This is a genomic window from Micromonospora sp. CNZ299 (assembly GCF_002754415.1).
Genome location: NZ_PEFG01000001.1, coordinates 6,098,708 through 6,122,362 on the forward strand (window position 1 = coordinate 6,098,708; position 23,655 = coordinate 6,122,362).

Sequence of the window (23,655 nt, forward strand, 5' to 3'; positions counted from 1 at the left end):
GCCCGGTGGCAGGATTGCGGGGCGAGTTTGACTACTCGAGATGCCGGTCGAGACGGCGAAACGGTCCGCCGACGCGAGATCCGAGTGTTACTCACCACACTGCACGCCGTGCGAGCCGAGCGATCCGGGCGCGTGATCGAACTCGTCGGCGAGCCGGGCTCGGGAAAGAGCCGGCTGATCGCGATCGCGGCCCGGGAGGCGGCCCGTTCGGGCATCCGGTCGCTGAACGCGCGATGCACCGAGGCCGACCGCGGCAAACCACTGCTGCCCCTCCTCCATGTGCTGATCAGTCAGGGCATCTCCGTCTCCAGCCTCGACACCGAGCCCACGGCGGCCTCGCCCGACGGCTGGCACCAGCCCCTGGGTGTCTACGCCGAGATCCGCCAGGCCCTGGCCGAACTGGCCCGTGACGGAGCGCTGCTCGCCCTGGACGACTTCCACTTCGCCGACGACGACTCGGTCCGGCTGGTCGAAAACCTGGTGCGCACTCCCGTACCCGGACTGCTCCTGGTCGTGGCCCTCCGGGCCCGACAGGCGTCGGCCCAGCTGCTGGAGGTCCTGGCGCACGGCGCAGAACTCGGCTCGGTACGCAGGCTGCACCTCGACGCGCTCTCGGTGAAGCAGGCGGCCGGACTGCTCGGTCTCCCGCCGGAGGACGAACGCCTGCGCCACCTGCACGCCGAGAGCGGAGGCGTTCCCGCCTACCTGCTGGAGCTGGCACACGGCTCGACCGGCGTGACCCCGGCCCGGCAGCAACGGTCGACCACCCTGCTCGCGGAGATGTCCGAGCTGAACGCGGACGAGCGGGTCACCATCTCGGCCGCCGCGGTGCTCGGCGGCGTGTTCGACCTGGAACTGCTCAGCCACGTCGCCGGACTCCCGCACGCCAGGACCTGGGCGGCCATGACCGGGTTGCGACGGCGCGACCTCGTCCGCCCGGTGGACCACCCGGCGGGCTACGCGTTGCGTCATCGGGTGGTGCGGGACTTCGTCTACGCGGGCGCCGATCCCACGTGGCGCACGATCGCCCACCGCAAGGCGCTGGAGCTGCTCACGGACCGCCGGGTGCCGGTGGCCGACCGGGCCGGGCACATCGAACAGCTCCTCACGCAACCGCAACCGCAACCGGCCAGCCCTCTGCTCCTCGCCCAGGCCGGCGAAGACGCCCTCATGGAGGATCCCGAGGCGGCCGCGCGCTGGTTGCGTGCCGCCCTTCGACCGGCGCCCGGTGCCCGACCGAACGACACGGTGCGGCTGCGGCTCAGCCTGGCCTACGCCCGGGCACTGATCGCCATCGACGAGCCGGCCGAGGCCCGCCGCGTCCTCAGGGAGCTGCTCGCGTCGACGCCGGGCGGGCCGCCCGACCTGCGCAGCGCCGCGGTCGCCGTCTGCGCACAACTGGACTGGCTGCTCGGCCTGCACGCCGAGGCCGGCAGCCTGATCCGCGCGGAGCTGGGCCGCTCTGCGGCTCGCCCGCCGCTGCACGCCATACCGATGGTGGTGACCGACCAGTTCGTTCAGGGCCGGCAGGGCAACCGCGCGGCGATGAAGCAGGCGGCATGGTGCGTCCGGACCGCCCGCGAGCAGGGCGACCGGGTGGGCGAGGTCGGCGCGCTCACCCTGGCCGCGACGCACCAGATGGCCACCGGAGACCTCCTCGGGGCACAGCTGACGCTGCGCCAGTGCGGTGCCATCGCCGACCAGATCGCCGACAGCGACCTGACCGGCGCGGTGGAATATCTGGCGATCCTGGGCTGGGCCGAACATGCCGTCGACAGCTTCGCCGACGCCCGCCGGCACCTGCGCCGCAGCGCCCACATCGCCCGCCGCGGTGGCCAGCGGCATCTGCTGCCGTTCATCCTGGTCGGTCTGAGCAGGACATACCTGGCAATGGGACCGATCGACAAGGCGCAGCGGGCCTCCAGGGAGGCCCGAGACCTCGCCGAGCCGGTCGGCTTCGTGTCGATAGGCAGTGTGGCGCAGGTCATGGAGGCGTGCAGCGCGCTCGAACTCGGGCTCGACGCCGCGGAGGCGATCGAACTGGCCGAGGAGGCGGCGAGCGCGCTACCGATCGACGAGTCGTGGTGGCGCACCGACCTGACCATCTCGCTCGCCGAGGCGGTGCTCACCGCCGGCGACGCGCAGCGGTGCGTGACGCTGCTGATAGAAACCGGCGGCCCCCGGCTGGACCGTCTCCCCCTGGCCAAACGATCCGCCTGTTTCGAGCTGATAGCGCAGGCGGCAGCCGACCTGGGCGATCCCGTCACCGCGGGTGAGTGCGCCCGCCTCGCCGAGGACATCGCCAGCACGACCTTGCTGCCGTCGCATCTGGCACAGGCCCGAGCCGCCCACGCGCACGAGCACCGGGCCCGCCGGCAGCCGGACGAGGCGTGGCCGCTCTACCGGCAGGCGGCGGACTCGTTCGCCGAAGCCGGCATGACCCGCGCCCAGGCCCGCATGCTGACGACGGGTGTGTCCTGCATGCCCGGCGATCCCGAGACGGCGCGCCCGGCCACGTCGATGCTGTCCCTCAGCCGGGAGCTGGCCCGGCGTTCGGCCGCCTGGCGGCTGTACCGGCAGGCGGAGGCGCTGCAACAGCACCTCGAGGTCGCCGGCAGGCAGGACGAGCCGGCCCGGGAGGAGGACCCGTTGCGCGAGACGCTGACCGCGCGGGAGTACCAGGTCGCGCGGATCGCCGCGGACGGAAAGCGGACCAAGGAGATCGCCGAACAGCTGCGGCTCAGCTCGCGCACGGTCGAGGCCCACCTGTCGAACATCTACCGCAAGCTCGAGGTCAATTCCCGCGCGGCGCTGGCCAGCAAGGTAGCCCGGGCGTCCTGACGGATGGATGGCGTGCCAGGCGCCGGGGCGTCGCCGACCGTGTCAGACCTGGCGGCCGAACCACCGGGCCAGGGCGGTCCGCAGGTCCTCCGGGGACTGCTCCGGAGTGGCCACCCATGCCACGTGGCCGTCCGGGCGCACCAGCAGCGCACCGGCACCCGTGTCGTCCTCCGCTCGCGCCGCGACCGTCCGGACCCGATCAGCCCAGCCCGTGGTCGCACCGTCCCACGTACCCGATTCGGTCAGGTCGGCCAGGATCGGACGGCCGGCCCGCATGGCCTGCTCGAGGGCGCCGTCCGTGCTCTTGAGCAGACCCGGTGGCAGGATCGCGCCCTGCAACGGATGCTCCGCCGGGCCGGTGCCCATGTCGTAACGGACGTCGTTCCCGCTGAGCATCCCCGCCAGATGCTGAGACACCTCGTCGAGGGCCAGCAGCTCGGTGAACAACCCTCGCAGCCCGCCGGCCTCCGTTTCGGCGTGACAGAGGCGGACCTGCGCATCCACGGCGCGCACCACCCGGTCCTGCGCCGGGCCACGCTCGGTGGCGTAGGTGTCCAGGAGCCCGGACGGAGCCCAGCCCGCGATCACGGCGCCGAGCTTCCAGCCCAAATTCGCCGCGTCGTGCAGGGCGTTGTTCAGAGCCAGCCCGTTGAGCGGGAAGATCAGCGTCGCCGCGTCGCCGGCGAGGAACACGTTGCCGTGCCGGTGGCTGTCCGCACGCACCAGGCGGCAGCCGGTGCGCTCCAACCAGCGCGGCCTCGCCGCACCCAGCGCACCGCCGGTGAGCCGCGCAACGGCGGACCGCAGTTCGTCCATGGTCACCGGGGCGGCCGCGTCATCGGGTTCGATGCCGAACTCGGAGGTCGTGATGCGGAAGACGTCCGGCCCCACGGGCAGGCACATCCACTGGCCGCCGGCCGGGAAATAGGCTCCGCCGATCGGCAGCCCGACCAGGTCCGCGAAACTCACCTCGACCTCGCCGGTGATCCCCCGGAAGGGCACCGAGGCGGACGTCGCTCCTATTCCGGCCCGGCGCCGCACGGTGCTGTCGGCACCATCGCACCCCACCAGGAACCGAAAGCGCTCCTGTCGGCTCTCACCGGCGGCACTCAGGCCGACGGTGACCCCGTCGTCGTCCTGCGCCACGCTGGTCACCTCGTGCTGGCGCCGGATCTCGGCACCCAGTTCCAGGGCGCGGGCCTGCAGCGCCGCCTCCAGATGGGACTGGAGCAGCACCACCGGCTGATCCCGTTCCGGGTACCTCGTGTTGTCCAGCATCATCATGGCGAACTGTAGGACCGGCAGCGGCATGACGTGCTCACGCAGCGTGTCCAGCAGCCCGCGCCGCGCCAGCAGTTCGACCGAGGCGGCATTGAGCCCGATGCCGGGCGGATGCGGCCGCCGGTCCGGCAGCCGGTCGAACACCACGGTCTCCACACCAGCGAGCCGCAGTTCACAGGCGAGCATGAGCCCGGCCGGGCCGGCCCCGGCGACCGCCACCCGCGCACTCATTCGGCGACCGCCCGAAGCCGGCATCGTGACTGCATGATCATTTCTACCCTTTCGGCATGCCGCATCGCCAAACGGACCGGGCCACGAATGCTACGGGCGGTCACTAAGGCTCGCCTAAAAGCAGCGCGGGCAATGATCAACGACCGGCGGGCGCTCCCCACCGAGCGTGTCCACGATGGAGGATCGGCAGGTCGCGGCGTGCTGACTCGTGCCTGATCAGGCCATTCCGAATCCATGCCCGACACGGCTAGGTAGTTTCCCCGATGTGGCCCGACCCGGCTCATGCCAACATGTCGAGGATCATGCGGCAATCCTATTCGGAGTGCGATCGACGGGGGAAACATGAAATACCGGATTCTCGGGAATTTGCGTGTCGCCGACGGCAACTCGATTATCCTGATCAACGCCGTTAAAATGAAGACGCTACTCGCCGCACTATTGCTGCGATCGAACCGCGTGGTGCCATTCGAGCAGATCGTGACGGAGCTGTGGGGCGACAACCCCCCGCGCCGGGCCAGCGCCGCGGTGCACGTCTACGTCTCGCAGCTGCGCAAGCTCCTGAAGGGCTCCGGCCAGCGCAAGAGCCCCATCCTGACCCAGCCGCCGGGCTACCTCATCCGCATCGAGGAGGGCGAGCTCGACCTCGACGTCTTCCTGAGGCTCACCGAGGAATGCCGCCGCCACCAGCGCGACGGGCACCACCAGCAGATCGTCGACCTCGCCACCAGAGCGCTGGACATGTGGCAGGAGCCGATCCTGAGCGACCTGCACGAGAGCGACGCGGTGAACCGCTTCTCGATCTGGTTGGAGGAGCTGCGGGTCGAGCTCATCGAGATGGTGGTGGATGCCCACCTCGCCCTCGGCCGGCACCGCGAGTCCGTCAGCTACATCTATTCGCTGCTTCAGGACTACCCGCTGCACGAGACGTTCCACCGGCAGCTGATGCTGGCGCTCTACAACAGCGGGCGGACCGGCGACGCGCTTCTGGCCTACCGCTCGGCCCGGGATTCACTGCAACGCGAGTTGGGCCTGGAGCCCAACCGGTCGTTGCAGGACCTCCAGCAGCTCATCCTGCAATCCAACGGCAGCCGCTCCGGCATCTCCCTGGACCGGGATCCGAGGTCGTCGCATATTCGCTGGCCACGTAGCGCATAGGGTGCGCGCCGCCGTCGTGCCGGTATCCTCCAGGCAGTACAACAGCGACGAAAGAGGCGCGATGTCACCTGAGATCCACGAATGGTCCGTCCGATTGCGGATTCGGGGACGGCTGATCGGCCGCGGCATACTTGTCGACAATAGTCATGTCATTACCTGCGCCCACATATTCGGCGCTGCGGCACACCGCCCCGCACATCCCGTTTCCGTCGACTTCACGATTGCTGGCTCGCGCGTCTCGGTGAACGCGGTGATCCGTGCCGACGGGTGGATTTTCGGTCCCGGCGACGATTCCGGCGAACCGCCACGCGACCTCGCCGTACTCACCCTGGAAACCGACGCACCGGGCGCACCCGCACCGGCGCGGGTGCGCTCGACGTCACGTGGCCACCGGTTCCGCACCTTCCAGCTTCGCGGCGCTGTCGGACGGCCGGACGGCGCCGAGGAGGAGTTGCTTCTGCTGGTGCCGGATGAGCTGGCACCAGCGGCCGATCGGCACACCTGGTGCGGTGAGCCGGTATGGGACGAGAGCATGGGTGCCGTCGCCGGCCTGGCCGTGCGCTGCGGGACCGACGGACAGGTCAGGATGGTGCCGCTGCAATCGCTGGCCGCGCTCTGGCCGCCCCTTGCCGACCGGACCCGCTCCTGGTGGCCGAGCCTCACCGATCCCCACACCACCGACCACTGGCTGCCGTCCGCCCAGCGCCCGGACGACGGACTGCCGGCACGGGCGAGCGTGTCGGAACGGTTGACCGGCTGGCTCACCGACCCGGCCGCCCCGCGCACCGCGGTGGTGACCGGCTCGCCGGGCACCGGCAGGTCTACCGCGCTGGCCCGCCTCCTGGTCGGCACCGACCCGCGGCTGAGCACCGCAATCGACGGACCGCACCCGGCCCCGCCGCTGTCACCGTTCCATCTGGCGATCGATGTCCAGAGCGGCACCGCAGCCGACGTCATCGCCGCATTCGCGGCCGCCGCGGACGTTCCCGCCGAGACGCCGGACGAGCTGGTCGCCGCGCTCGCCCGCCGGCCCGGATCGTTCCCCGCCCTCGTCGACTCCGTCGACGAGGCCTTCTCGCCGCACGACGCCGAAGCGATCACCACGCTGCTGCTGCGGATCGCCGCCGAATGTCCGTCCGTCCGGCTGCTGTGGGCGACCCGCGACTGCGCTCCGGGTCCCGATCGGTTGATCATCAACCTCGACGCGGCGACCGGGCGCCCCGGCGGGCTCCTCATCGACCACCTCACCGGCGCCGCACCGCAGCGGGTGCCGCCCATCACGACCGTCGGCGAGGCCGTGGACGCGATGCTGGACAGCGCCGACAAGCCGGCCCGCGATCTGCTGCTGCTCCTCGCCTTCGGGTACGGCGACGGTCTGTCCCCATCGCTGCTGGCCACCGCCGCGAGGGCGATGCGGCAGACGCCGAAGGACCAGTCGAACCGGTACGACGCGGCAATCGCCGCGCTGGCCGACAGCCCGCTCGTCCAGCGGATCACCGGCGGACGATTGCGCATCGTGCACCCCGCAGTCGCCGCCCACCTGCGGTCCACGCCGTCCCCCCACGAGCCCGAGCAGGCCGTCACCGCGGCGTTGCTCGCCGCCGTACCGCAGCACGGCGGCCGACGCGCCTGGGGTGGCACCGACCCCTACCTGCGCCGGCATCTCACCCGGCGTCTGCGCCGTTCCGGTTCACTGGACGAGCTGATCACGGACGCCGAGTTCCTCGCGCACGCCGCGGAGACCAACCTGCCCCACCTCGATGCCGTGGCCACGGTCGACGGCTTCCTGGCCGCCGCGGCCTACCGGGTAACCCTCCCCCGTCTGCGCGCCCTGCCACCGGACCAACGCCGGCACCTGCTGGCCGTCGAGGCACTGCGGGCCGGCGCCGGTGAGCTCGCCGCCAGCGCGCGCCACCACCTGGCGACGGCGCCGCTGCGGCCCGGCTGGGTCGGCTCCATCGATCCTCCCGCCGAACTGACCGCGGCCGGAGGCACCGACTGGGTGCGGGCGGTCACGGTGGGCAGCGACGGACACCGCGACCTGGTCGTCGCGGGAGGCGCCGACGGCCGGGTCCGCGTCTGGGATCCGGTTGCGAACCAGCTGCTCGCCACGCTCCGACAGGACGGACCGGCCTGGATCAACGCCGCCGCGCTCACCACGATCGATGACGTCCCGGCGGTGGTCACCGCGGGCGCCGACGGCCTGCTGCGGGTGTGGGACCTGCGGTCGCTCAGCGCGATGGGCGACCCGGTCGAGGGCGACGTCTGGCCGGTGCTGGCGCTGGCGACGGCGGAGGTCGACGGCACCCCCGTCGCCGTTCTCAGCGGCGGCGACGAGCGCCTGCACGTGTGGGACCTGCGCGGGCGCGCCCAGCTCGGCGACCCGCTCGAGGGACACGCCTACCCGGTCAGCGCGATCACGGTGGGTGAGGTCGGCGGCCGGCCGGTGATCGCCTCGGCCGCGCAGGACGGGTCCATCCGCCTCTGGGACCTCACCGCGCGTACCCCACTCGGCGGCCCGCTCGAAGGCCACACCCACCCCGTCAGTGCTCTCGCCATCGGCCGCCTGGACGACCGGGCGGTGATCGCCTCGGCAGCGCAGAACGGCTCCATCCACCTCTGGGACCTCACCGCGCGTACCCCGATCGGCGATCCGCTCGAAGGCCACACCCACTCCGTCACCGCCCTGGCTGTCGGCCGCCTCGGCTACGAGCCGGTGATCGTCTCCGGCGGCGAGGACGCCACGGTACGGGTCTGGAGCCTGCGGGACCGGACACCACTGGCCGTCGTCGCCGTACCCGCGCCGGTGACCGCGCTGGCGATGTCGGCCGGCACGGTGGTCGCCGGTTTCGGCGCGCACGTCGTCGCGCTCCGGCCGCCCACCGATGACGACCTGACCGGCAGGCCGGACGCCGGCGACCAGGCCACGGCAGCGGAGGGGCGCCGCTGACCGTGCGGCCCGCTCACAGCGGGATGTTGTCGTGCCGGCCGCGTGCCGGCGCGGCGGCGGCGAACGCCTCCACCAGGCGCCGTCTGGTGGAGGCCGGGTCGATGACCTCGTCGACCGCACCCAGGTCCGCGGCGCGGTCCACCCCACCGGAGACGGCGCGGAACTCCTGCTCCAGTCGAGCGCGCAGCCGCGGCAGCTCCTGCGCGGTGGCGCCCGCCAGTTGATCGCGGTGCAGCACGCCGACCGCCGCCTCCGCACCCATGACAGCGATCTCCGCCGAGGGCCACGCGAACACGGTCGCCGCACCGAGCGACCGCGAGTTCATCGCGATGTAGGCGCCGCCGTACGACTTACGGGTCACCAGCGTGACCCGGGGAACCACCGCGCCGGCGAACGCGTGCAGCAGCTTGGCGCCGCGCCGGATGACCCCGCCCCATTCCTGGTCGACACCGGGCAGATAGCCGGGAACATCGACGATGACCAGCAGCGGGATCCCGAACGCGTCGCACATCCGCACGAACCTGGCGGCCTTCTCACTGGCCAGCGAGTCGAGGCAGCCGCCCTTGCGCAGCGGGTTGTTGGCCAGCACCCCGACCGATCCGCCGCCCAGCCGGCCCAACCCGATCACCAGGTTCGGTGCCCAGCGGGGTTGCAACTCGTCGAAGCGCAGACGACCCGCCTCGACGTCGAACAGCGCATGCACGAGCGGGCGGACGTCGTAGGCACGGCGAGCGCTCTCCGGAAGCAGGGACCGCAGATCCCGGCCCTGCCCCTCGTCCGGAGTGAAGTGTCCCCGGTGGCTGAGGTACCCGGTGAGCCGGCGGGCCGCGTCGAGCGCGTGTCCCTCATCCGGTACGGCCAGGTGCACGACGCCCGACCTGCTTCCGTGCGCCTCCGCGCCGCCCAGTCCGTCCAGATCGATCTCCTCGCCCGTCACGCTGCGCACCACCTGCGGTCCGGTGATGAACATCTTCCCGGCTCTGGACATGATGACGATGTCGGTGAGGCCCGGGCCGTAGGCGGCCGCCCCGGCAGCCGGCCCGAGCACCACCGAGATCTGCGGGATGCGGCCCGACGCTTCGGTCATGGCCGAGAACATCCGGCCGACGCCCTCCATGGATTCGACCCCGTCCGTGAGCGCCGCGCCACCGGAGTGCCAGAGGCCGATCACCGGACAGTCCCACCGCCTCGCGTAGAAGATGGCGTGCACGATCCGGTCGGCATCCGGGGCGGCGAGAGCGCCGCCCTTGCGGCGCGGATCCGTGCCGTACACGACGACCTCGACACCGTCGATGCGGCCACGTGCCGTTCGCACGCTGCTGTCGGAACCCGAGTCCATCACCACCATCGACCCGTCGTCGAGCAGCCGCGCCATCCTCCCGAGCGGCGCCCGCGGATCGTCCGGTGTCCGAGAGGCACGCGGATCAACCGAGATCAACGACATCTGTCTTCCTCACGCAGGGGAAACCCACGCTAGGAAGAGCGGCTAAAGAGCCGCTAACCCCAACCGCAGGGGTACGGCGAAAGCTTGGTCACCGTGCCTCCGCGGCGGCGACGGTGACAGCCGTCACGACGAGTCCCCGATCGACGAGCCACCGACCAGTGAAGCCGGTGAGCGGCCGGCCTCCCGGCAACACCGGCCCCGCGACGAGCAGCTCGGCGTGGAACGTGCCGTGCCGTTCGGCGGCCGGCAGCACGCTGATCCGGGCCTCGGTGAAATCGAGCCAGCGGCCGGCCAACGGGAACCACGCCTTGTAGACCGACTCCTTGGCACTGAACAACAGCCGATCCCAGCTGACCGACGGGTGCGAGCGGCCCAGCTCGGCGACCCAGACCCGCTCCTGCGGCAGGCTGATCGCGTCGAGGACGCCCTCGGGCATCGCCTCGTTCGGCTCCGCGTCGATACCGCAGGTCACCATCTCGGTCGTCCGAGCCACCACGGCGGCGCGGTATCCGGTGCAGTGCGTGATGGCGCCGACGATGCCGGCTGGCCAGACAGGCGCACCCTGCTTGCCGGGGACGAGCAGCCCTGGCGGCACGCCGAGCTCAGCCAGCGCCCGCCGCGCACACGATCGCCCGGTGACGAACTCACGGCGCCGCTTTTCCACGGCTCGCGCGATCACCGCATCTTCTTCCGGAAAGAGAACACAGTGCTCGTCGGTGAACGTGTCGGCGCAGGCCGTGCCAGCCGGCAGCAGTCGCTCTAACAATTGTTGCCCACTCCACCGCCCGGAGGCCGCACGCGGCAACGACATCGTGGTGATGGGAGCCGGCCCGTCCCGACCGGCGCGCTCGGTCCACTCATCGTCGCCATCGTAACGGCGGCCCGACCGGCACGTCGAGACGCTTCGGCACCGGACGGCGCAGAGTGGCCGTCAGGCGTCTCCGCCCAGCCGGCGAGCGGGTGGGAACGGCGACTACAGCGCGTACGGCCGGCCCCGGATGCTGTCCGGTCTACAAGAAGCGCTCAGGGTCGAAGCTTTCGAGGTCGATGATGCGAACCCGGGGAAGGACGTTGGTGAAGCAGCCCGCATCCTCCTCGATGTCGAATACCTGCAGGCCCGGCAGGTCGGCGAAGCCGAGGCTCTCGCCGCCGGCACCCAGCAACCCGCCGTCATGGGTGCCATAGGCAAGCTCAGCGCCGCCAAGCAGAAGTTCGGTGAAGGCGCCGGTCTGATCCAGGCCGCATCCGCCCAGACCGACAAGTACAACGCCGTCCTCTGACACTGAATCCCGGAAGGTTCCCTCGATGCCCACCGTCATTGTTCCTGTCGGCCTCAACCTCGGCCCCTCCTACCGGTACGTGACCCCACCCGACCCCACGCCCGAATACTGGGAGGTCCGGCTCGGCAACGACTCTGAGGAACTGACGGACGAGGAGTTCCAGGTGTGGGGGCGCGCGTTTCTCGACCCCGAGCGTCACGCCCGCCTCGAGATCAGCCGTGAGACTCTCCGGCGAGACGCGCTACAGAGGTTGAAAGTTTGATGTCTGTCGGCGTGGCGGCGTGATTTGGGTCGATGGGTTCGGTAGGTCGGGGTGATGAGGTATCCGGCTGGTGGTGGGATGAGCACGGCGGCCAGGGCTCGGCGCGAAGCGGTCCGGGGACAAGCCGCTGGCATGTTCGAGGAGTGCAGGTCGACCGCGCAGATTGCTTCTGAGCTGCGGGTTTCAGAGAAGTCTGTGCGGGAGTGGCGGCGGCGGTGGACCGCTGGTGGGACGTTGGCTCTGGCGTCAGCGGGGCCTGGCGGTGCGGACTGCAAACTCGACGGTGAGCAGCGTAAACAGTTGGCCGTCGTGCTGGACGACGGCCCGGTGGCTCAGGGCTGGGCTGATGCCCGCTGGACCCTGACCCGGGTCGCTGAGGTGATCGAGCGCCGCTTCGGCGTCGGCTACACGCTGCGCGGGGTGTCCTATTTGCTGCACCGGATGGGCTACAGCCTGCAGGTTCCCGCTCGGCGCGCCGTTGAGCGTGACCCGGAGGCGATCGAGGGCTGGCAGCGCAGGCGGTGGCCGGCGGTAAAGGCTAGCGGCGGCGCGGGGCGCCTGGATCTGTTTCCAGGACGAGGCGGGTCAGACCCTGCGACCGTCGAAGAGCAAGACCTGGGCACGTCGGGAGCGCACCCCGGTGGTCACGGTGTCGGGCAAGGGCTCCGGTCGAGTCTCGATCGCCGGGCTCGTCTGTCTCAGACCGGGTGAGCGTGGGCGGCTGATGTGGCGCACCCGACTGCACCGCGGTCGCGCCGGGGAGCGGGGCAGTTTCAGCGAGGACGACTACATCGCGTTCCTGGATCAGGCCCACCAACGGCTGGGCGCGCCGATCGTGCTGGTCTGGGACAACCTCAACACCCACGTCAGCGTCCGGATGCGCACGCTGATCGCGTCCCGGGACTGGCTGACCGTGGTGCGGTTGCCGACCTACGTACCCGATCTCAACCCCGCCGAGGGCGCCTGGGCGTGGATGAAACGCGGCATCACCAACATCGCCGTTCACGGCGTCGACCACCTCGCCCACCTGGTCAGACAGCGGCTACGCGCCTGCCAGAACCAGACCGACCTCATCGCTGGCTTCCTCGCCCAGACCGGCATGACCCTCGACCCCGAACCACCCTGACCAAACAGACGTCAGCCTTTCAACCTCTGTAGCCGCAGAGAGCTGTACGACGTGGTCTCTGTCTGCAGTCGCGAGAAGCCGTCAAGATCGACATGATCCCATCGGCCATGGGGAGGGTCCGGATTGAACGGCCGGCGGTGACTGTGGTGCACAGGCCCCGCCCGGACGGGCCATCCGAGTGAGGGATTGGGCGTGTCTTGGTGCACATGGACGCAGAGCTGACCGGCCAACCTGCGGCCTGTCGAGCATGTCAGCTACGTAACGGTGCGAATGGCGGCAAGCGGGTGGGGTTGGCCGGTGAGGGCAGCCAGCGCGACGGCGACGGCGTGCAGATCGGCTTTGATGTAGGTGGTGGTAGCGGGTCCGCTGCTGTCGGTGTGCCCGGCGTAGGCGCGGGCGACGGCGTAGCCGAAGTGCCGCTCGACCCAGGTGAGGGTGGTGTGGCGCAGCCAATGGATGGAGATGCCTTGGACGGCGACCCACGGCAACTGCCGGCCGATGCGTTTCCACATCAGGTCGTAGCGCCGATAAGTGGCAGGTTGGCCGTTGCGGTAGCGCAGCAGCGCATCGGTCGGGAGGACGGCGCCGCGGGCTCGGGCGTGGTCGTTCAGTCGGCTGGCGAACATCGGTGTGTTGGGCTGCCAGCGTTGCGTGCCGCCCTTCTCGCGCAGCCGGATGAGCGCATGGTCGGTGTCCAGGTCGGTCAGTCGTAGCGCGAGGGCGCCGCCACGTCGGCAGGCCGTTTCGGTGTGCAGGCGCAGCAGTAGAGCGTCGAGCACGATGTCTTTGCCGCCGTTGCGGGCGGCGGCGTTGATGTCGGACAGTTCGTCGGGGGTGAGGGCGCGGCGGGTGTTGGGCAGTCGGCGGGGTTTGGGGACCTTGTGGGCGGGGCTGTCCACGATGGTCAGGTAGCCGTCGGCGATGGCGCGGTTGTAGAAGGCGCGGGCGGCGGCGATGAGATGCTCACCGGCGTGCCGACCATGGCGCGAGTTTCGGCGAGGGCGGGCGCCGGCGGCGGCCTGTCGCATGAGGGCTTCGATGTCGCTGGCCCGCACTGCGTCGATGCGCCGATCGCCGTAGGCGGCAGCCATTCGTCGCCAAGAGCTGCCGTAGGTGCGTCGGGTGGCCGGGCTCGCCGCCGCGACAACAGTAGGAAGGTACTCGGCGACTGTCGGCACGGCGGGTTGGTAACTGTCGGTGAGGTCGGCGGCAGTAACGTCCAGGTGCTTGAGCAGCGCCCGGGCGGTGGCGACACGATCGGGATCCGTGGTCATGAGGGCTCTCCAAGGATGCGGGCGTGCAGGTCGGCCAGGACCGCCGTGATGGTGTTTGAGGGGTGCACGACAATGCGGTTCTGGCGTGGCAGGGCGGCTTGGAGCACGGGTTCGCCGGTGGCGATGCCGCACAGGTGTCGGGCGGCGGCCGGTAGGGGCAGCTCCTCGCGGGTGCCCACGGCGTGCGCGCCATCGGCGGCCGGGGTGATCAGGATTGCGCCGGTCACGGCGTCGACGTGCAGGGTGAGGCCTGGCGTCCAGCCCAAGGCTCGCAGCAATGCGCGAGCGGTCACGCGGCCGGCGGCGTCGGGGCGCGCCACGTCGAACAGCAGGCGGCCATCGCCACTGCGGGCGACGGGCGCGGGCAATGTCGGCAGCGGTGCCGGCTCCGGTACCGCGACGGGCAGCGGGGTTGGCACGAGGGCCTCGACGAGCTGTTCGTCGGGCTGGCGGGGACGCGGGCGGCCGGAACTCACCTAGGCCCCCGCCAAGGCGGACACAGCGGTGTCAGCGCAGGGAGAAGCCACTCCCGGCGTCTAGGTGCACAGATGCCACGTACCGGTTCTCGCCCCCACGCGAGGGGAGTTGATCTCGCGTGGATATCCACGAGAAGTGGTGTCCGAGGGGCGACACGACCCATTGCCCCACCGCCGATGACGCTCAGCGCAACTCTGAGGCTCGCGCAAGCCTAGCTGTCTGTGGTGACCTCTTCGGGCTCGCCAAAGAGGTCACCGCAGAGGATGCGCTGGTCACGGCGCCGCGAGTGGGATCGGTGTCTCAGCTAATGAACCAGCTGATGGTCCGGAACGGCGGGAGTGCGCGACCGGACATCGATGTGCAGCAGACCTGCCACTGTGACGATCAGCGACCCGTAACCGGGGACACGAGCAATGCTGGAAGCAGCGAGCCCTGACCACTTAGGTCTCCACTGGGAGCTCACGGCGCACCGCTCGCCTATATCACCGCAGGTCAGAGCCCTCGCCTTTGCCCGGCGGCGGTGAGCACTTCGGGCGCGGAGACCTCTTCGCCAACCTGCACCCAATCTGCTCCCAGTTGCAAGGCCGGGGCAACCAATGGCTCCTTACCGCCTTGACCTGCGCACACTCCCCTGCCAGGCGACATAGAGCGCTGTCGACCGCTGCGCAGAACCGCGGAGCACTCCGCGGAAGCAGGACGCCGTACCGACTCTGACCTGCGGAACCGAGAACGTGCAGGTCGGGGTGGGTGCAGTTGGATGCCGTTCAGGGCCGTTAAACGCTGTTCGACGCCGTTCAGTGCACCCGTCTGCTCCCATCCCGCTCCCCCAATCTCGGCACGACATCGCCAGCGGCTGACCGGCGGACACGGTCTACTGCCGCCCACGCCGGCACCGGTGCGGTTGCCGAATCTGCCGGTGTCGGGCCGGCTGATGCGATGCGGGCACTGCCTCCCGCGTCACCGCATCCAGCAGCTCCCAACCCGCTCCAGGAGGGGCGTCCGTCAGCCAACTCCGCGACCTGACCACAAGCGCGGCCAGCAATGGCTGCTCCGCGCCTGGTAACCCGTACGTACAAGATGGCGTCGATGACGGCCCGGCGGGGATGCTTCTCTGGTCTGCCCATCCACTGCGGAGAGGGCAGCATCGGCTCAATGATCTCCCACTCGGCGTCGGTCAGGTCAGACGGATACCGCCGCACTCGATCCATACCCGCCTACCGACCGACTTACCCTCATCGATCGGACCGGCTGTGCGACACACCCGACCAACCCACAAACCAAACGCGCTCTTAGAGCCCGCACCGATGTCCGGCTTTGGTGATCACTTCGATCGCAGGGCCCTCTCCCCAATCTGCGCCCAGTCGCAAGGCCAGCCATCCAACGGCTCATAAGGGCCTTGCCCTGCGGACACCTCCCCTCCGACATAGAAAGTTGCCGGCCGCCTCGCAGGAGCGCGGAGCATTCTCGGAAACGAGACGCCGCCGGCCGATTTATTGATTAAAAACAAAATCAGTGAGAGCTTTTTCTGCCAATCGAAGCAATTCAACGTCTTGCACAGGATTGCGCAACCCCAAGCTCTCATCATGAACAAATTGCGCTAGTTCGCGGCTGCGGCCAATGGATTGCTGCGGAGTAAGCCACCTACTCCATTCCGCCACCTGATCCATTCGCGATTCTTGGATTGCGGGCCGGGCGGCAGGGGCCGATATAATCAACTTAATAGCGGCGGCCAAACGATTCAATGGCAAATCATGACCGGACAGGATCAAATCCAGCTCATCAGCCACCTCTATTCTCATGCCGGAGTTAACTGCTACTGGAAACAAGGGGTATCCTGCCACGCATGTCAGCTCCCTCTCCGCACCTCCTTCGCCGACTAAAACATCGACGCGAGACGCATATCCAGGATCATCCACCAGGATCCTGATGGGAATTTCACCCATTTTTCCAAGATGCAATGAGTGAACGCTAATCTTTTCGATATCGAAAACGCTTAAATGCGGGTTGCGCAACTTTAGCTTCGTCTCGACAACACTTTCACCAACCAAGGGGCCGACACCATCCCATATGCGCACTCTTACCAAGCCGGCCTGCCCACGGGTCGCCAGCACGATATGGGAGGAGGACACGGCGGCCGCGCCTCGGAGTGGCAAATCGGCATCGACTTCGAGCCCGTCCCCAACAGCGAGGACCCCGTGGTTAGCGTAGACGTCGAAGAGACCGGTCTGCACAGCTCCTCTTTCATGAATCATTGTCTGGTCCTACCGACGAACAGCATAGCTACTTGTGGCTGGCCAGAAGCTCCAACACTCGCTGGTAGGCACCCGGCGCGTTCGGATTATAAACGCCGTGGTTTCTGAGCAATCGTTGCGCCTTTAGCACTGCGCCCGCTTGAACTCCTGTACTGCATCCGTCCTGACACTGTGGATACAAGCGCTGACGACGTCCGGGAACTGAAAGCCCAGTCGGAGGTTGGTGGTCACCGACGTTCCTTACGCCAGTCGCCCCGCAGCTGTGACACGGAAGTCCCTGCATCGCCTCATTCTGTGCCCGAGTTACGATTGGTCCCGTAGCTCCGATACTTTCATCAGCGAAATCACCCGGCTGAAGACTATCAGCCTCCTCCTTTGTGAACTTTACCGTACAGTTGTGAACGAGGACCGATGCGTCCCCTGCGATCACATAGTACGTGTGAATGGTCGCCACTGTGAGATCGTGCATCGTCGCAGCGCCGGTGAAATTGTGAACTTCCGCGACGGAGGCGACTTCGCCGGAGGCCGTTCGGAGCCTTTCGGTTGCTTGGAGATCCTCGGCGTTTACCCATTTGTTGCGGGTCTCACTCCATATCGGGTGGTTCTGGGTAGTTTCGAGGGTTGCGAATGTGCCGTCGTCGGTTCGGATGCTGAGGGTAGTCAGCTCCGTGTCTTTATTGGTGTGGACTGCTTCGACGGGTTGGGCAGTAGTTGTCCCTGTCTCGGGGTCGTGGGCGAGGACCTTGTCGCCTGGGGTGAGAGTGCTGATCGGGCGGAGGGTGCCGTCGGCCGTGAGGACAGGGGTTGTTGGCGTGAAGCTATGTTCACATTTGGTCTTCGCCGGGGCTTGTTTTTTGCTGGCGGGTCTGGGCTTTGGTTTCGCGGCAGGTCTGGGCTTGCTGCGGTTGCCCTTGGGTTTGGTGGTGGGCTTGGGTCGGGGCTTGGGGGCCGTTTTGGGCTTGGCCTTAGGTTTGGTGACCCTGTTCTTGTTTGGGTTGTTGCGGATGGCTTTCTTGACGTCGGCCATCTCATTGCGGTCGTTCATGCGCTTAGCGCCGGTTTGTTTCGTCTGCTTTGCCCATGGCGCCTTTTTTGGGGGCTTCTTCTTAGAGCCCTTACCAAACAACTTCGCCAGCACTTTCCCGAGGGAGGACCCGCCACTGCCGAGAGCCGCCCCGCCGCCGCGGATGCCGCCTCCGTTGTGAGAAATATGCGCGAGTCCGTCGGGGTCGGAGTAGGTGATGGGGCTGTTGTTGGCGTAGGCGTAGCCGTGCAGTGTTTGTGGGTCGCCGAAGTCGATGAGGGGGTCGGGGGAGAGGAAGCGTCCGGTGGTGGGGTCGTATTCGCGGGCGCCGAGGTGGGTGTATCCGGTGGGGTCGTTGGTGCCGCCGACGATGCCTTTGTTGTCGGGCCAGGACGGTGGTGTCGCGCTGCGGTCTTCGCCGAAGGGGGTGAGTCGGCGGCGGGTGGCGGTGAGCGTGGTGGCGTTGATGGCGAGTTCGGTGGTGCCGTGGTGGTTCGCGGCCATCCAGGTCAGGCCGCCGGTGGTGGTGCGCACGGCGTTGGGGTAGTAGCGGGTGGCGGTGACTTGGCCGGTGCTGCTTTGGTGGTATTCGGTGTCGCCCAGGTAGAGCGTTTTTTGTGTGCCGGGGTTGTCGGCGATGAGGCGGTTGCCTTCGGGGTCGTAGACGTAGCTGTGGGTGGTGGCGCCGTTGGTGAGGGTGGCGAGGTGCCCTTCGGCGTCGTAGTTGAGGGTTTGGTTGGGTTTGCCGGTGCTGGTGCGGGTTTTGAGGTATCCACCGTTGTCGTATGTGGAGGTGGTGGTGGGCCCACCGCCGTTGGTGGTGATGCCGGTGAGGGCGTGTGGGATGTACTGAGTGGCGCTGCCGTAGGTGTAGCTGCGGGTGGTGTCGCCAGATGCGCTGTGTCGGGTGTCGCTGAGCCGGTTGCCGGTCTGGTCGTAGGTGTAGGAGCGCCAGTAGGCATCCGCACCGCCGACGATGGTCTGGCTGGGTGTGCTTTGGCAGGTCGCGGCGGCGGTGGTCCAGGCTTCGGTGAGTCGCTGCAGGTAGTCGTAGCCGAAGCATTGGTTGGCGGCGGTTGTGGCGCCGCTGGTCTCGGCGATGCCGGTGATGTTGCTGTTGTCGTCGTAGGTGTATCGCTCGGTGAGTTTCTCGTTCCAGGTGTCAGGGGTGGTGGGGTTCTCGGTTTCGACGCCGTACTTGGTGAGTCGCCCGGTGGAGTCTTCGATGGTGGTGGTGAGGCGGGCGCGCTTCGTTCCCGAGCCGAGGATCTGTTGCTTGACGCCGCCGTGCCAGTAGTACTGGGCGCTGGCGAGGTAGGTGTCGAGGCCGGTGACGCCGGCGAGGTAGCCGTGGTCGGTGTAGGTGGAGGTGACGGTTTCGGCGGGGAGTCCGCCCTTCGCGGGCAGGGTCGTGGTGGCGGGGGTGCCGTCGGGGTGGTAGCCGAAGCCGGTGGCGTAGGTGCCGCCGAGTAGTCCTTGGCTGGCGGGGATGGTGTTGGTGCGGCCGGTGGGCTGGTACAGGTCGGTGTAGCCGGTGACCTGTTGGGTGTAGTCGCCGGTGCTGTGATGGCGCGTGGATGAGGTGGGGAAGCCCTTGGCGAGGGTGTCGTAGGTCCAGGACGCGCGCAGCGGGCCGGTTTCGGTGTCGTCGCGGAGTTCGGTGATCCTTCCGAGAGCGTCGAAGTCGCGGTACAGGACCTCACCGCGGCCGTCGGTGGTGGTGGTGAGCTGGTCGCGGTCGTCGTAGCCGTAGGTGCTCTGACCGGTGTCAGGGTCGTTGGTGTGGATGAGGCGACCACGGAGGTCGTAGGTGTAAAGCCAGCCGTTGAAGACCGGGTCGATGACGAAATCGAGTCGGCCGAGTGGGTCGTAGTAGTACTTTGTTTCGTCCGCTGCACCACTCGGTGCCTGACCTAGGTGCTGTAGCAGGCGCGTGGTGTTCCCGTTGGCGTCTTCGAAGCGGGTGGTGGGGATACCGCCGGCCGGTGGATCGATGGTGACGCGGTCACCGTCATGGGCGATGGTGGTGTTCCACTTTTCCGCGTTCATCGACCAGAGGGCGTCTCGGGTGAGTTCCCCGGCTCCGTTGAAGGTGTAGCGACGCTGGGTGGGCACGTTGGCGTCAGCGAAGGTCACCAGGGTGCCAGTGGGCGCGCTGGCATCGTTGTAGAAGGCCGATTCCTGCACGAGTAGGCCGCGGGAGTCATAGCGAACGTCAGCGATGACGCGTTTCCCGTCCGGCGCTGTGGTCTGAGTTTGCCGCTGGCGGAGGAAGCCGTCGTAGATCTCGACGGAGCTGATCTGTTTATCGGTGGGGCCGAGGGCCTTGGTCTGCACTGTCGATGGCGCGGCCTTGGTCACGGTGTAGATATATTCGCTGTTGGGATTAGCGGTGGTGGAGCGGCCGGGCAGCCAGGTCTTGGTGAGTCTGCCGAGCAGGTCGTACTGGGCTGTGGTGATCTTGTTGTTCGGGTCGGTCGAGGTGACGGGGAGCCCGCGCAGGTTGAGGGTGTCGGTGGTCGAGTGTTCGGCGGCGTTGGTCTCCGTGACTGCCGTCACCGGGCTCCCGGCCGCCGGAGTGTAAGTCGTGGTGGTGGTGTAGCCGAGTGCGTCGGTGGCGGTGCGGATGCGGCCGTGCGCGTCGTAGGTGCTGGTCTCGGTGGTGAGCCAGTTAGGTGTGGACGACGTGTAGGACGCCAGTTCGTCGACGCGGGTTTCCAAACCCAGGCTCGGAGGTGCCCCTGGGTTGGTTGATCCGTCGTAGAAGGTGCGGGTGCCGCCGAGGATGTTGGCGGGCCCCGGCAATGCGGTGCAGTCGCTGACGAGTTCCTCGGCCGGGTAGTCGACCATAAACGTCGTCGGCGTGACGTTGCGGGCGTAGGTGTAGGTGGTGCAGGTTTCGTCGCCGTAGCGGTTCGTGTCGCCGTTGTCGGTGGTCGTCGTGACGCTGCCGTAGGTCGTGTCGTAGTTGTGGTACAGCTCTGATTGGCGCCAGATGCCGGTCGCGGCGATCCACTCGTAGGTGTGCAGGACACGGGACTCGGCAAACCATGCCTCGAAGGTTGAGGGTTGCGCGTACCCCGGCGGTTCCACCCGAAGGGCGGTGCGGTGCCGCCACGGACCATGAATCTTGCGGACAAGGGCCTGCCCACCCGGGGAGGCGTAGTGGATCTCCTCGCGGAGCATGCCCGCGTAGCTGTCGTAGTCGGCCACCGGGTAGCCGTCCGACGCCGTGATCGACACGGAGCGGGTGTTCTCGCCCGCGTCCGTGCGGTCACCGTGCATGCCGGTGAAGTAGACGTAGCGGGTTTGCGACTGGGTGCCACCCGCGGCGCCCTCGGTGACGGTGACTACTGGCCAGCCGCGGAAGTCGGACCAGGACCGGTGTGGCAACTGTGCGGTCCAGGCATTGTCGTTGTGGTGCCACAGGACCGCGCTCGATGAGCCGCCGGTCGGTGTGGAGGTGGCATAGGCGTAGGAGGTGACCATGTCCGGTGACCCGCCGACAAGGTCCTTCTCAACCACCTGAGTCACCCGGTACTTGTTCCACCACGCCCAGCCAGCGACGTTGTCCGGCGGGGTGTAGTACTGGGGAAAGCACCGCTTGGTATTCGTCGCCGGATCGGCTGGCAGGCTGGTCGCCGTGCAGTCCGACCCCTCATACGTGACGTCGATCTGACCGCCCGTCTCGGTCGCGACCCTGGTGACTCGGTACTTGTTTGTCAGTGGCACACCCGCAGCAACGTTGTGGTCGGTGCGGTTGGCGTATCGGGAACCGCCGAACGTCACCGACGGCAGTGACTGTGTGGCCGTGCCGTGGCCGCCCGTTCGCGTGATTGACGCCAACCACAGGCTCGGCGAGGTGAGCGCCGTGCTCTCGTTGGTGGAGGGGAACTGGTGCGTCAGAGACCACGTGTCGACCGTGGTGTACGAGCTACCAGTGCGGACTTGAGTCACGATCGACTCGAGCCGGCGCTCGCTCCAGAACGTCGGTGAGGCGATGCTGCAGGGCGCGCCTGAGCACTTGAGGTCCCAGGGGGTGTCGGGCCAGTTGGCCGTCACCGGGTTGGTGCCCGACCAGCAGGACGACAAGCATCGTTCCTTGGTGTTGAACAGGACCTGCATCGCCGCGGTGGCCGGTTGCGGGAACCCACGTGAGCCGTACTCGATTCGAGCCAATGTGGCTGACCGGTCGTACTGGGTCACCGTGCTGGCGTTGCCGGCGCGCGCGGTGGTGTTGAATTCCTTGCTGTAGAAGAACGACATGACGTCCCCGGTGGGTTCCTCGACCAGGTCGAGGTACCAGCGGTAGGCCATGGGGCACCACGATGCGGTGAACCCGGTCGCCTTGTAGCACGGCTCGTTCGCGTGGTTGGAGAAGACCGGCACGCCCTGCACGGAGTGGGTCTCTCGGCTGTCGATCCAGTTCAAGCCGAAGGTGTAGCGGGTTCCGTCTGGCGTGGTCAGCCGCCACCGTTCGTCATTCCAGTTACGGGTGTCGAGTCCGCCCGTTAGGAGCTCAACCCGGGTGCCGTCGTCGTCGGACTTGCGCCAAGTGCCGCTAGCGTCGTCGAGGACCAGTTCCGTCGATTCACCATCAAGCACCAGGGTGGCGTTATGGTCGCGGTAACACAGGTCAGAGGTGGCGTTGGAGTAAGTCGGCGAGGTCTCTAGATCGTCTTTGCAGGGCCGATAGAACCGCTCGATGTAACCCGCCTGGTAGTCCCAGCCCTCGCCCACCCACGACGTCTGCGTGTTCTCGCCGTTGGTCTGTCCATCCACTCGCCCGGATGAGTAGTTCAGCCCAACCTCGGGATCAAGGTCACCGGCGGACGGCGGAACCTCCATGTCGTAGGACCATGAGAAGTCGCCCGACTGCGAGCCGGCCGCCCACGAAGACGACGACGCCAGCGGTGTCCTGGTGAAGGTGCCCGTCTGACTCGACGCCCCCGCGACGAGCGCAACGACAGCACCCGCGGCGGAGCTGCCCTCAACCGCCCCGGCACGCAACGCCGCATCGGTCGGCGCATTCTGGTCCAGCTTCACGCTGCCAGACACCACAGCACGTTCTACGTCGTTGTCACCAGCAAGAACGGTCATCGACGTACAGGGCTCTTCGTTGCTTTCCCCCTCACAGTCGGTGAACTGCACCAACTGCAGTCGGGAAGCCCAAGCGGCGCCGAAAGTACCGCGAATTCCCGAGTAGTCGACCTCCACCCGCACGCGAGCGTCGGCGTTCTGCCCGTCCGCGCGGCCGATGCCCATCAGGACCGGCACATCCGCCCGCTCGGCTCTCGCCTTGTCGAACACCTCGACCCGGACAGTCCCGGGCGAGGAAGCCCCGCCTCGCGAGTCAGGTGAGGCAGACGCGTCGCTCGCTACACGAACCGGTAGCCCACCCACCCGGGGCATCGCGGACGTACGCGCCGCTGCCTGCCCCAGGACCTCCACCACTGCCGAACCGCCAGCCGGCAACGAACCCGACTCCGGCTTCCACAGCTCCTTCGCCGACTGCGCCACATCAGGCTTACGCTTGCCGAGCGGCTTGACCGGCACCGACCGGTCCTTCGGTGCACCGGATGAAGCCTGGGCAGCGTAGGCAGGCACGAATGGCAACAACGTCAGCACCAACAGCATCACCGCCGCCAGCGAGCCACGCCGCAATACCCGCACCCAGAAGGGGAAAACGCTAGAAGCCCCGAACGTACCGTCCACAGTGTCCTCCAACGCCAACCCCGAAGCAGAGTGATCGAAAACTAGGGGCCAACCAACAGAAGGTCAATAGATGATCACATCCTGCAACCACAAAGCAGGCGTGTCAGGACAGAGCTCCGCTCGACGGCACCCACGGTGATCACGATCCCCAGCCGGGTCACCAATTCGGCGACGCCGAAGAGTTCACTGCCAAAGAAGCCCTGCTCACAGGTTCGCCAGTGGGATTTGGGTCTCAGCTCACGGGATCCGTGCAAGACGCCACCGCGACGACAGCCAGAGCCCTGCATCGATGCAGGCTGGCCTCGTGACCGGCACCGGCAGGCCTCAGTTCAACAGCCGGCAC

At 68.0% G+C, this 23,655-nt stretch carries 13 protein-coding genes and 2 pseudogenes; 6 read left to right on the forward strand and 9 right to left on the reverse strand.

From position 1 onward, the window contains the following. Positions 1 to 27 precede the first annotated feature (27 nt). Complete coding sequence (locus tag CLT68_RS27580) at positions 28 to 2,841, forward strand: helix-turn-helix transcriptional regulator (RefSeq protein WP_371409294.1); 2,814 nt, start codon at positions 28 to 30, stop codon at positions 2,839 to 2,841. 42 nt (positions 2,842 to 2,883) lie between these two features. Here the strand turns inward: CLT68_RS27580 and CLT68_RS27585 are convergent, their stop codons facing one another. Next, positions 2,884 to 4,353: an FAD-dependent monooxygenase gene (locus CLT68_RS27585; protein ID WP_158240948.1), complete on the reverse strand. Its 1,470-nt coding sequence runs from the start codon at positions 4,351 to 4,353 to the stop codon at positions 2,884 to 2,886. Positions 4,354 to 4,695: 342 nt separating this feature from the next. Here CLT68_RS27585 and CLT68_RS27590 point away from each other — a divergent pair, with 342 nt between their 5' ends. Both CLT68_RS27590 and CLT68_RS27595 read left to right on the forward strand, forming a co-directional pair. Next, entirely contained in the window at positions 4,696 to 5,508 is an 813-nt protein-coding gene (locus CLT68_RS27590; protein WP_158240949.1) for an AfsR/SARP family transcriptional regulator, read from the forward strand. A 250-nt stretch (positions 5,509 to 5,758) separates the two neighbouring features. Further along, positions 5,759 to 8,458, forward strand: a complete 2,700-nt coding sequence (locus CLT68_RS27595; RefSeq protein WP_143743270.1) for a WD40 repeat domain-containing protein — start codon at positions 5,759 to 5,761, stop codon at positions 8,456 to 8,458. Between the two features lie 13 nt (positions 8,459 to 8,471). On the opposite strand, the gene CLT68_RS27600 is transcribed toward CLT68_RS27595, so the two are convergent. The 3 genes from CLT68_RS27600 to CLT68_RS33550 all read right to left on the reverse strand — a co-directional run bounded on the left by CLT68_RS27600 (position 8,472) and on the right by CLT68_RS33550 (position 11,215). After that, positions 8,472 to 9,902 (reverse strand): acyl-CoA carboxylase subunit beta, encoded by a 1,431-nt coding sequence (locus tag CLT68_RS27600; RefSeq protein WP_099855309.1) that lies wholly within the window; start codon positions 9,900 to 9,902, stop codon positions 8,472 to 8,474. A gap of 88 nt (positions 9,903 to 9,990) precedes the next feature. Next, a complete protein-coding gene (locus CLT68_RS27605) occupies positions 9,991 to 10,713 on the reverse strand; it encodes a 4'-phosphopantetheinyl transferase family protein (RefSeq protein ID WP_328533852.1) in 723 nt (240 codons plus the stop codon). Positions 10,714 to 10,912: 199 nt separating this feature from the next. Beyond that, a complete protein-coding gene (locus CLT68_RS33550) occupies positions 10,913 to 11,215 on the reverse strand; it encodes a hypothetical protein (protein ID WP_199177298.1) in 303 nt (100 codons plus the stop codon). On the opposite strand from CLT68_RS33550, the pseudogene CLT68_RS27615 reads away from it, so the two are divergent. The 3 genes and pseudogenes from CLT68_RS27615 to CLT68_RS27625 all read left to right on the forward strand — a co-directional run. After that, positions 11,208 to 11,426 (forward strand): annotated as a pseudogene (locus tag CLT68_RS27615) (hypothetical protein); the annotation flags it as partial. The gene CLT68_RS33550 and the pseudogene CLT68_RS27615 overlap by 8 nt on opposite strands. A 96-nt stretch (positions 11,427 to 11,522) precedes the next feature. Continuing rightward, positions 11,523 to 12,155, forward strand: a complete 633-nt coding sequence (locus CLT68_RS33990) for a winged helix-turn-helix domain-containing protein (RefSeq protein WP_486482341.1) — start codon at positions 11,523 to 11,525, stop codon at positions 12,153 to 12,155. Beyond that, positions 12,037 to 12,570, forward strand: a complete 534-nt coding sequence (locus CLT68_RS27625) for a transposase (protein WP_328534956.1) — start codon at positions 12,037 to 12,039, stop codon at positions 12,568 to 12,570. The genes CLT68_RS33990 and CLT68_RS27625 overlap by 119 nt, the downstream gene beginning before the upstream one ends. Before the next feature lie 254 nt (positions 12,571 to 12,824). On the opposite strand, the gene CLT68_RS27630 is transcribed toward CLT68_RS27625, so the two are convergent. From CLT68_RS27630 to CLT68_RS27645, 5 genes and pseudogenes are all read right to left on the reverse strand, one after another. After that, the gene (locus tag CLT68_RS27630) at positions 12,825 to 13,844 is read right to left on the reverse strand and encodes a site-specific integrase (RefSeq protein WP_099855316.1); all 1,020 of its coding nucleotides are present in this window, start codon (positions 13,842 to 13,844) and stop codon (positions 12,825 to 12,827) included. Further along, complete coding sequence (locus tag CLT68_RS27635; RefSeq protein WP_099855318.1) at positions 13,841 to 14,320, reverse strand: hypothetical protein; 480 nt, start codon at positions 14,318 to 14,320, stop codon at positions 13,841 to 13,843. The genes CLT68_RS27630 and CLT68_RS27635 overlap by 4 nt, the downstream gene beginning before the upstream one ends. 1,068 nt (positions 14,321 to 15,388) lie before the next feature. After that, positions 15,389 to 15,529, reverse strand: a pseudogene (locus tag CLT68_RS27640) (transposase); the annotation flags it as partial. A 282-nt stretch (positions 15,530 to 15,811) separates the two neighbouring features. After that, positions 15,812 to 16,573 carry a hypothetical protein gene (locus tag CLT68_RS32715; protein WP_143743271.1) on the reverse strand — a complete coding sequence of 254 codons (762 nt, stop codon included), beginning with the start codon at positions 16,571 to 16,573 and terminating at the stop codon, positions 15,812 to 15,814. Between the two features lie 28 nt (positions 16,574 to 16,601). Next, a complete protein-coding gene (locus tag CLT68_RS27645; RefSeq protein ID WP_143743272.1) occupies positions 16,602 to 23,312 on the reverse strand; it encodes a polymorphic toxin-type HINT domain-containing protein in 6,711 nt (2,236 codons plus the stop codon). Between the last annotated feature and the right edge of the window lie 343 nt (positions 23,313 to 23,655).

What these genes read in the sequence shown, in the direction of transcription:
- CLT68_RS27585 (WP_158240948.1), bottom strand. Translation starts at nt 4,353, where the DNA reads ATGAGTGCGCGGGTGGCGGTCGCCGGGGCCGGCCCGGCCGGGCTCATG.
- CLT68_RS27590 (WP_158240949.1), top strand. Translation starts at nt 4,696, where the DNA reads ATGAAATACCGGATTCTCGGGAATTTGCGTGTCGCCGACGGCAACTCG.
- CLT68_RS27600 (WP_099855309.1), bottom strand. Translation starts at nt 9,902, where the DNA reads ATGTCGTTGATCTCGGTTGATCCGCGTGCCTCTCGGACACCGGACGAT.
- CLT68_RS27605 (WP_328533852.1), bottom strand. Translation starts at nt 10,713, where the DNA reads ATGTCGTTGCCGCGTGCGGCCTCCGGGCGGTGGAGTGGGCAACAATTG.
- CLT68_RS33990 (WP_486482341.1), top strand. Translation starts at nt 11,523, where the DNA reads ATGAGCACGGCGGCCAGGGCTCGGCGCGAAGCGGTCCGGGGACAAGCC.
- CLT68_RS27630 (WP_099855316.1), bottom strand. Translation starts at nt 13,844, where the DNA reads ATGACCACGGATCCCGATCGTGTCGCCACCGCCCGGGCGCTGCTCAAG.
- CLT68_RS32715 (WP_143743271.1), bottom strand. Translation starts at nt 16,573, where the DNA reads ATGATTCATGAAAGAGGAGCTGTGCAGACCGGTCTCTTCGACGTCTAC.